An 8,119-nucleotide genomic window follows, 5' to 3' on the forward strand; every position below is an offset into this window, starting at 1 on the left:
CCGCAGTTGCACCTTCTTGGGCGCAGACATTCGGGTCACTGCGTCGTTTCGTAAGATCCATCCCGCCTCCGGACGCAGTACCCCTTCTTAACAGCTCGCAGCAAGCTGCGCTGAAGGGCAGCCTGGATGTCCACACCGCGCCTTCCCCAACCGAAAACGTTCCGAACCGCGACTAGAAGTTCCTCTTCAGTGATAACAATCGCGTCTGCCACTACAAGCCGAACAGCTTCATCAAACTCTTCCGGTGGAATGGCCGCCGCTTTGCGGGTTTCACCAGACTCGTCAGGGCGGCGAACATTTACAGAAATAGCACCGTCCACGCGAATGAATCCTTCCCTATCTAGCTTGACCTTCATTCCGCTGACTTTCGCCAATGACAGGGCGCGCTCAACATTCAGCCGGGCACGGGATCCGATTGCCCCTGTCCCCCAGTGGTCTCGCAAGCGGGTATGCAAGGTGTCGACGTGCAGTGGCGCTTCGACACTGACAACATGGGCCACGTACTGGATGAGGTCAGTCAGAGCATCGGCGTCTCCAGGTTGGTAGCGATACCGGCGCGGAGGCTGCGCAGCCAGCGTGTACGGAACAGTCCACGCAGGGGGCGCGGCCAAATCAATTTCCTCGTACTCCATCGGCTCCGGCTCGTCAGCTGGGCCGGAAATGGCGGGAATGAGATTTCCGCCTTGGAGCGCCGAATCGAGAGCCATTTTAAGCGCTGCCTCCTGGGTGGCGCGGTCCCGGTACCAACTGAGGCCCCAGATGCGGTGGATTTCCCAACCCAGGCCACGCAATACTGACTCCCGGAGCCGGTCTCGGTCGCGCGCGCTTTTCGCGGAATGATAGGCAGCCCCGTCGCATTCAATGCCAAGCATGAATGTTCCGGCCTTGTCGGGGTGGCGGACGCCGATGTCTATTCTGTAGCCAGCGGCACCGACTTGCGAGACAGCGTCGAATCCCCACGAACGAATGAGACGTAGAACCTCTTCCTCGAACGGGCTGTCAGCTTCGCCTTCGTTTCCGGAGATGTCCGAGGCGAGGGCTGCTCGTCCTCGGGCTGCGAAGTCAAGGTAGTTCTTGAGGTGACGGTTGCCTTCTGAAGCACCGTCGGTCATGTCTCCGGCGTGGAAGGAACTGACCACCTCCACTCGGCGTCGGGCCCGGGTAATCGCAACGTTGAGCCGCCGTTCCCCACCCTTGCGGGTGAGCGGACCAAAATTCATAGCCAGCTTTCCCAGTTCGTCCGGGCCGTATCCAACGCTAAAGATGATGATGTCGCGTTCGTCGCCCTGAACGGATTCGATGTTCTTTACGAAGAATCCGTGCAGTCGGTCGTGGTCCTCCATGAGGCCCGCAAGTAGCGGTTCATGCTCGGCGCGGCGTTCAATCGCCTCCGATACGGCTTCGGCCTGTTGACTTGAGAAAGTCACGACGCCAAGGGACAGGTCCGAGTTAAGGCGCCTGTGCTCGAGCACGCGGTCAACGACGCGCTCCGCCTCGATCGGATTCCGGCTGCCTGCACCACGTTGGTAAACGCCAGCCACGTACTCGTGGTGAACGCCAAGGTCATTGGCTTCATGCGTGGCACCGGGAAAGGTGTTGAGCTTCCCTTCGTAAATCCGGTAGTTCGAATAGGTGATGAGGTCCTCGTGCAGGCTCCTGTAGTGCCATGAGAGAGGCAGCGAAACCATCGCACCGGATGCCTTACAGAGATCAAGAACGCTGTCGAAGTTGTCCGGCTCGTCCTCATCGTCTGTCTCTACATCTGCTGAAGAAAAGAACGACGTCGGCGGAAGCTGCTTCTGATCCCCCGCAACGATCAGCTGCTTGCCTCGGTATATGCAGTTGACCGAGTCAGCAGGCATCACTTGCGACGCTTCGTCGAAGATCACGACGTCGAACTCCAGCGTGGGCGGGAGGTACTGGGAGACGGACAGAGGGCTCATCATGAAACAGGGTTTGAGCGCCTGAACGATGGAACCGGTTTCCTCGAGCAACCGCCTGATCGGCTTGTGACGCGATTTCTTGTTTGCCTCGTGGGCAATCACTGCGGCCGGCCCGGCGCTGGAGCGTGGCCGCCTGGCGACGCAGGCTTCCACGATCGCGCTATGGGCGTTGCTTATCAGCCGTGTATCCAGGTCCTTGAACTGTTCGAGCAAGGCCTCCCGGCCAGAGGCTCGGTGTTCGGAGAGCCTGGCGTCTTCTGCAATTACATGCTCAGCCCACGGCTCAAGCGCCGCGCGTTCCACGGCGGGAATGACGTGAGATGAGGGCGCGTGTGAGTCCCGCAGAGAAGCCAATGTCGCTGAGAGGCCGTTAGCGCTCAGCGAAGCATAAAGCTTCTTGTACTCGTACCAAATATCGACGTCGGCGGCCGGGTCGGCGCCCATGTCGACAAGGAGGACTTCGGCATCTTCGAGATCTCGGTTCAGCTCCGCCCTCAGCTCAGCGGAACGTTGAGGGTCGAAGAAGGCGACAAGGCTGTCCCTGGCTTCGAGCCATTTCGTCTGATTTTCCGCCAAGTCGACGTCGGAGGCTTCGAAGTCCTCGACGAAACGAATGGCGTCTTCGTCAATCGGACCTCCGACGAACTTCCGCACGGCGGAGGCCCACTCGTGATCAGCACGCAGCCCCGCCCAATCTGTACCGCGCGTCCGGTAGCGCGGTCCCAGCGCCTCCGAGTGGCCGGCAGCGGCCTGCGCCGTGGCATCCTCCATTCCGGCAAGGTCGTTGATTTGGCTCAGTACGGTGCCTGCGGCACCGGGTGTCGCGATCTCGCCGACAAGTTCCGTGAGTCGGGCCCGGAGCGGCCTTGCAGCCGAGAAATTCTCCGCCGCGCCAGCGAGCCTACCGTGAAGGGTACCTAACGGGATGTCGCTAATCGTTTCGAGGAATTTTTCACTGAAAAGTGCTTGCGTTTCGTGGCCAAAGCGCTCAACCATGGCCGCGACCTCCCGAGCGAGCGGAATCAGCGCCGCATCAGGGGTGCTTGATCGACTAAGCTGACGGGCCAGCGCCTTTGAGCCAACATCGTCGCCGGCCAATTTAATGGCGGAACGGGCGACTTCGAGGGCCTGGGCGATTCTGGTGAAGTCCGTTGCCACGCCCTGGTAGTAGCTGCCCAGACGGGGACCGTATTCCGGTTCGCGTGCCGAGAGGTTCTCCTGGGCCGTCTGCCAGGCCAGTGCATCGCCGAGCAAGGCTATGACTTCTTTATTTACGACGCCTGCAACGGTGACTTCGCGAAGAGTCTTCTTATCCAGCCGTGCTTGCTTGCTCCACAGCTTGAGTCCTCGGTGCTGGGTGTCGAAGCGGACTTTCAATCCGTTAATGTCGAGCGACAGTATGTCGGGACGGAAGGTGGATTCCATCGCAGCCTGGCGCTCACGCACAATCGCGGAGAGCTCGGCCAAGACCCGTGCGCTCTCATCCAACGCACCTTGGACGCTGGGATTGATCCACTGGGGCTCGGGGAGACTCCCACCTTGGCTCAGCTCCGCCAACGAGGAAAGGGCGCGGCACTTGTTCAGCGTTAGAGCCTCGAGTTCCACGTCAAAGAGACGACCCAGGGCTCGGGCCTTTTCCGTCAAGAAACCGATTTGGTCCGCCGCCGCTGCGGCGCCTTGCTCAACGCCATCTATCTGAGCGAACGTGAGCTCGTCGAGCGTGCGGCTGAAGAACTTCGGATCTCGCTTGACGAATTCGTCAAGCGGAATTTGAAGATCTTTATCGGCCCTGGTCCATCGGTCACCGCACGCTTGGCGCACCTGGGCTTCTCTTGCATTGAAGTGGCGCTCCTCGGCTTCCAGCTTCTCCATCGTGGTCAGCAGTGGCCCCAAATTGGCGGCCGACAACCAGGCAGGCGGCACTTTGCGGCGGTCCTGGAGTAAGGAAGTGAGAAGTGTCCTGGAGTGGACGCCGGCGGCGTCCAGTCCAACTGTCCAGAACGGCATCTGGGCATCAAAGAGGTGGACGGTTCGGAGCAGGCGTTCCGTGGCTTGGGAGAGGGAGCTTACCGCGCTGTCAAGGTCTTTGATTTGGGCCTGCGTTAGCCCTTCGCCCGCAAGTCCCCGCCATGCGAAGGATTCCCCGTCTTCAGCTGGACGCCAGACTTTGGACAGGGACGTTGCCGCCATGTGGAGTTCAGCCAGATTTTCCGCCGAAAGAGACCCGAGCACTTTGGGGTCGCCGGTCGGATAAGCGTTGAAGTCTGCAAGTTGGGCCAGCCTGCCTAGGATGTCGTGGAGGCTTCGCCCGAGGGGCCTGCGGATCTCGTTCATGGCGTTGGAGTGATCGGTTAGGCGCTTCCGGCTCTTCGCGAGCTGAGAGCGGTCTGTGTCCGTGAACGAGCTCGTCGCTATTGGCCGGCGAGTCAGCTCTGCGTGGAGCGTTTGGACTACTTGCTTTCGCGTGGCCTTGTGGCTATGCAGTTCCAGAAGGAAGGGATCTAGTTGCCGGTTCGTCAAGCGGTCGCGCACGACGTCCAGAGCGGCAGCTTTCTCGCTGACGAAGAGAACTGTTTTCCCAGTCGCTATAAGCTCAGCAATGATGTTGGCGATGGTCTGGCTTTTGCCGGTCCCGGGCGGCCCGTCCATGATGAAGCTTCGACCCTCGCGTGCGGCCAAGACACATTTCCGCTGGCTACCGTCGGCGTCGAGGATGCTGTGCAACTTCTCCGGCGCCAGGTGGGAATCCAGGTCCTCATCTGCCACGGGGTCAAAGGAGAAATCCGACGAATGCGGGGCGTCCGGGCCGAGAGCCATCAACTGGATCATGCCGTTGGAGACGATACTTGCTTCGTTTTGTTCGAGGTCCCGGTACATGGCTTCCTTGTGGAAACTAAAGATGGACATCACGACTCGGTCATCGACCGTCCATTCCGGTTCGTGCGAGACTGCCCGGCGAACGCCGGAGAGGACTTTGGAAACAGTTAGGTCGTCAACGTCAAATTCCGGCAATTCGACGGCAAAGTCCCGGCTGAGCTTGAGCCCGAGCGCCGTATTCAGCGCAGGCTCGTCTTCTGTTCTGCGCAGTACATACTGCTGGCCTTCCTTCACGAGCCGGACGGGCACCAGAAGCAAAGGGCTTGAGATTTTCTTGGAGTCGGCGGGATCAACCCAGTTGAGCATGCCGTAGCCGAGATACAGGGTCCAAACGCCTCGGTCGGCGTATTCCTGTTCTGAGCGCTGGTGAAGGCGCTTGGACGTACTGAGGACTTGTGCAGGCGTCTTGGCCGCAATCCTTAGAGTTCGAGGTCCCCGTGTTGGCAGACCCAGCCCCGCGGCGGAATCGTCTGCGGCTCGTTCAACGGGCTCCCTGCTTTCAAGGATCACGTCGCCGTCGTTGACAATGGCTTCGGCGTCCAAGCAACCAGGTTCAACTATCTCGAACGTTCCACTCTTAGGATGCTGAAAGTAGACCAGCCTCTGGCGCCTGTCGATTGACAACAAGTCGTCGCGCCACCGTTGCATCTGCAACGCGAGTTTCTTGTCCAAGACGCCTTTGCCTGTCGACACGACTCTCCCTGCTTTCCGATCCGATCGAATCGTCTACTGCCCTACGTACTCCGTCGAAACCGGCAGGCTTCGATCATCCACTGCAGAATATCTGGGCCGCCGCTCTATTTGGCCGTCGAGTCCACGGTGACCCTGAATGGTTAGCGACTCGATACAAACACCTGCGTCAGACTTGGTCATCCAGGTTCATCCGTGCCAACTCTTCCAAGACGGCAGGAATCAGCTTGGCAGGCACGTTTTCGGTCAGTTGTGTGGAGAAGAACTTCGCCCAGTGAACTGCCATTGCCTGCTGCATGCCATCGAGACCCGCCATTTCGTTCCGCGCCTGGGTCTTATCGCTGCTTCCCCCGGCAACACTGGAGCTTTTCGTCGGTGGCTGTGCAGGGAATTCAGGCTCCGCGCTGGTTGAACCACCTGGGTCTATCTCACCGGAATCCGCGACCTCCGGGTCTACACCTTCGGAGGACGTAGATGCAACCGGCCCATCGGCCCCCAGCCCTAATCCGGATTCATGCCTGTCCGAACCTTCTGCTTCATCTCCGCCGAGAATCTCCGGCAGGGACCCTTCCGGATAGACGACGTCCAGATGCGTAGTGGTCCGAGTCAATGCGATGTAAAGCATGCGTTCACCGTGCGGCATTTGGAGGATAGACGCCGGGTCCACCACTATCACGGCATCAAACTCAAGTCCCTTGGCGTCCTCTGGGGTGACTAGGTTGATGGCGGTCGAGAGTTCGCCCTCTGTCGACTCGCTCCATTGAAGATCATCGGCCTGGAAAGCTTCCCGGAGTCCGGGCCAAAGCTGGAGGGGTGCCACCACGCCCACAAAGCGACCACGGCCGCTGTGGGTAAACACAGTGCGGGCCACTTCTTCCGCCAGCTCTCCGGCCGGAACGCCCGCGAAGCGGGGGGCGTAGTCCACATCCCGCAAAATCCGCGGCGGAGTGATCGACGGCGCCGCGGACTGCAAGATCGGCAGCGCCACGTCAAACACTTGCTTCGGGACGCGGTAGCCGTGCTCAAGTTCTGCGATCCGCGAATCCACCTGAGCGGGGGTTCCCTCGCCAAGGATGGCGGCGATATCGTCCCACGAGTCCCGCGAATAAGGGCCCGTAGACTGAGCAATATCGCCAACCACGGTCATGGACCCGTTCTTAGAGCGACGACGAATGGCCCTGAGCTGCATTTTCGATAGATCTTGAGCCTCGTCCACGACGATGTGCCCATACGTGCGGGGCGCTTCTCTCATCGCAGCCTGTGCCTCGTCCAACAGCGCCAAATCGGCCATGGTCCAAGGTTCATCAGCGACCTTCTCAGCTTGCTGACGATAGAGCAGTTCCATCTCGCCGGGTGCCAAGTGTCCCTCGGCGGCCCGCTTCATCCTTTCCTTCGAACCAAGGAGTTCCCTGAGGAACTGCTGGGGCGTGATTTGGGGCCAGATCTTCTCAACTTCCGCATCGAGCGCTCTGAGATCCAGAAACTGTTCAGGAGACACTTGGCGGATGTTGCCCAGTTGCGGGGCGGAGAGTTCAACCAGCCTTTGCCGAAATCTGCGGCGGCCATCAGCAAATGAGTCGAACTGAAGGGTCTTCAAGACTTCCGCAATGCTGCTCGCGGGCAATGAAATCGTCAGGACAGTATTCCGCCGCTGAATCCGGATGTCTTCGGACGGCACCCGGATGCGCTGATTGAGGGCCTTCTCCAGGACCTGGCTCATGCGGGCCGAGCCCTTCACGGTTGCCGTGGCCGGGCTGTCCTGACCCGTCATCCGGACGTCGTTGGACAGCAGATTTTGTAGGGCCTGCTGAACTACGTCTGCGTCGCCGAGATCCGGCAACACCCGACGGATGTACCGTGTGAAAGTTGGGTTTGGACCCACAACCAAGACATCTTCTGGCGGCAGTTCGTCCTGGAAGTTGAACAGCAGCCACGACACGCGGTGAAGTGCGACGGCGGTCTTGCCTGTTCCGGGGCCACCTTGAATGATGAGCAGTTGATCCTTATCGGCTCTCACGAGCTTGTCCTGCGCGGCTTGGATCGTTTTGACGATGTCCGTCATTTCCGACCCGCGTTTGCGGCTCAAGGACTGGAGCAGAGCGTCCCCGGCGTAGCTGTGGTCGTCGAGTTCGCTGACAGCCTCGGCCAGGGCTTTGTAGACAATGTCTTCGAAGCTGATGATTTTGTTGGCGGGCGCATCGAAGATTCGCTTCCGCCGCAGCCCCAGAGGATCGTGCACCGACGCCTGATTGGCCACCGCAGCCGCGGGGGCCTGCCAATTGACAACCAGCAGGTTCTTTTTCTCATCGAAGATGGCGATCTTGCCGATGTAGAGCTTGTCACCGTCGTCGTAGTCGATTCGGGTCAGCGCCACGGGGTCATCCGGCGAGGCGACTTTACGCTTTTCCATGGCGTTCTTGTATGCCCGGCGCTCGACTGCGGTTCCTGCGGAGGCGCCTGCCATGGACCACGCAGAGTTCTGACCATCGCGATACTGCTTCGCCTGGTCAAAAAACATCTGCTCAAGCTGCAGTTCAGACGTCTTCGAGACATTTCCGACGCCGGTGTCCACGCTCATTATTGCCCCCAGTTGTATGGCCCCCAGGGCC

2 protein-coding genes are annotated in these 8,119 nt (G+C 59.9%); both read right to left on the reverse strand.

The window, feature by feature from the left end; all coding sequences use genetic code 11:
* Positions 1-35: 35 nt before the first annotated feature.
* Positions 36-5,492 carry a DUF3320 domain-containing protein gene (locus C8D78_RS18425; RefSeq protein ID WP_147429654.1) on the reverse strand — a complete coding sequence of 1,819 codons (5,457 nt, stop codon included), beginning with the start codon at positions 5,490-5,492 and terminating at the stop codon, positions 36-38.
* Between the two features lie 187 nt (positions 5,493-5,679).
* Entirely contained in the window at positions 5,680-8,088 is a 2,409-nt protein-coding gene (locus tag C8D78_RS18430; protein WP_120955318.1) for a HelD family protein, read from the reverse strand.
* Positions 8,089-8,119 lie beyond the last annotated feature (31 nt).

The sequence above is a fragment of the Arthrobacter oryzae genome (genome assembly GCF_003634095.1).
GTDB lineage: Bacteria > Actinomycetota > Actinomycetes > Actinomycetales > Micrococcaceae > Arthrobacter > Arthrobacter oryzae.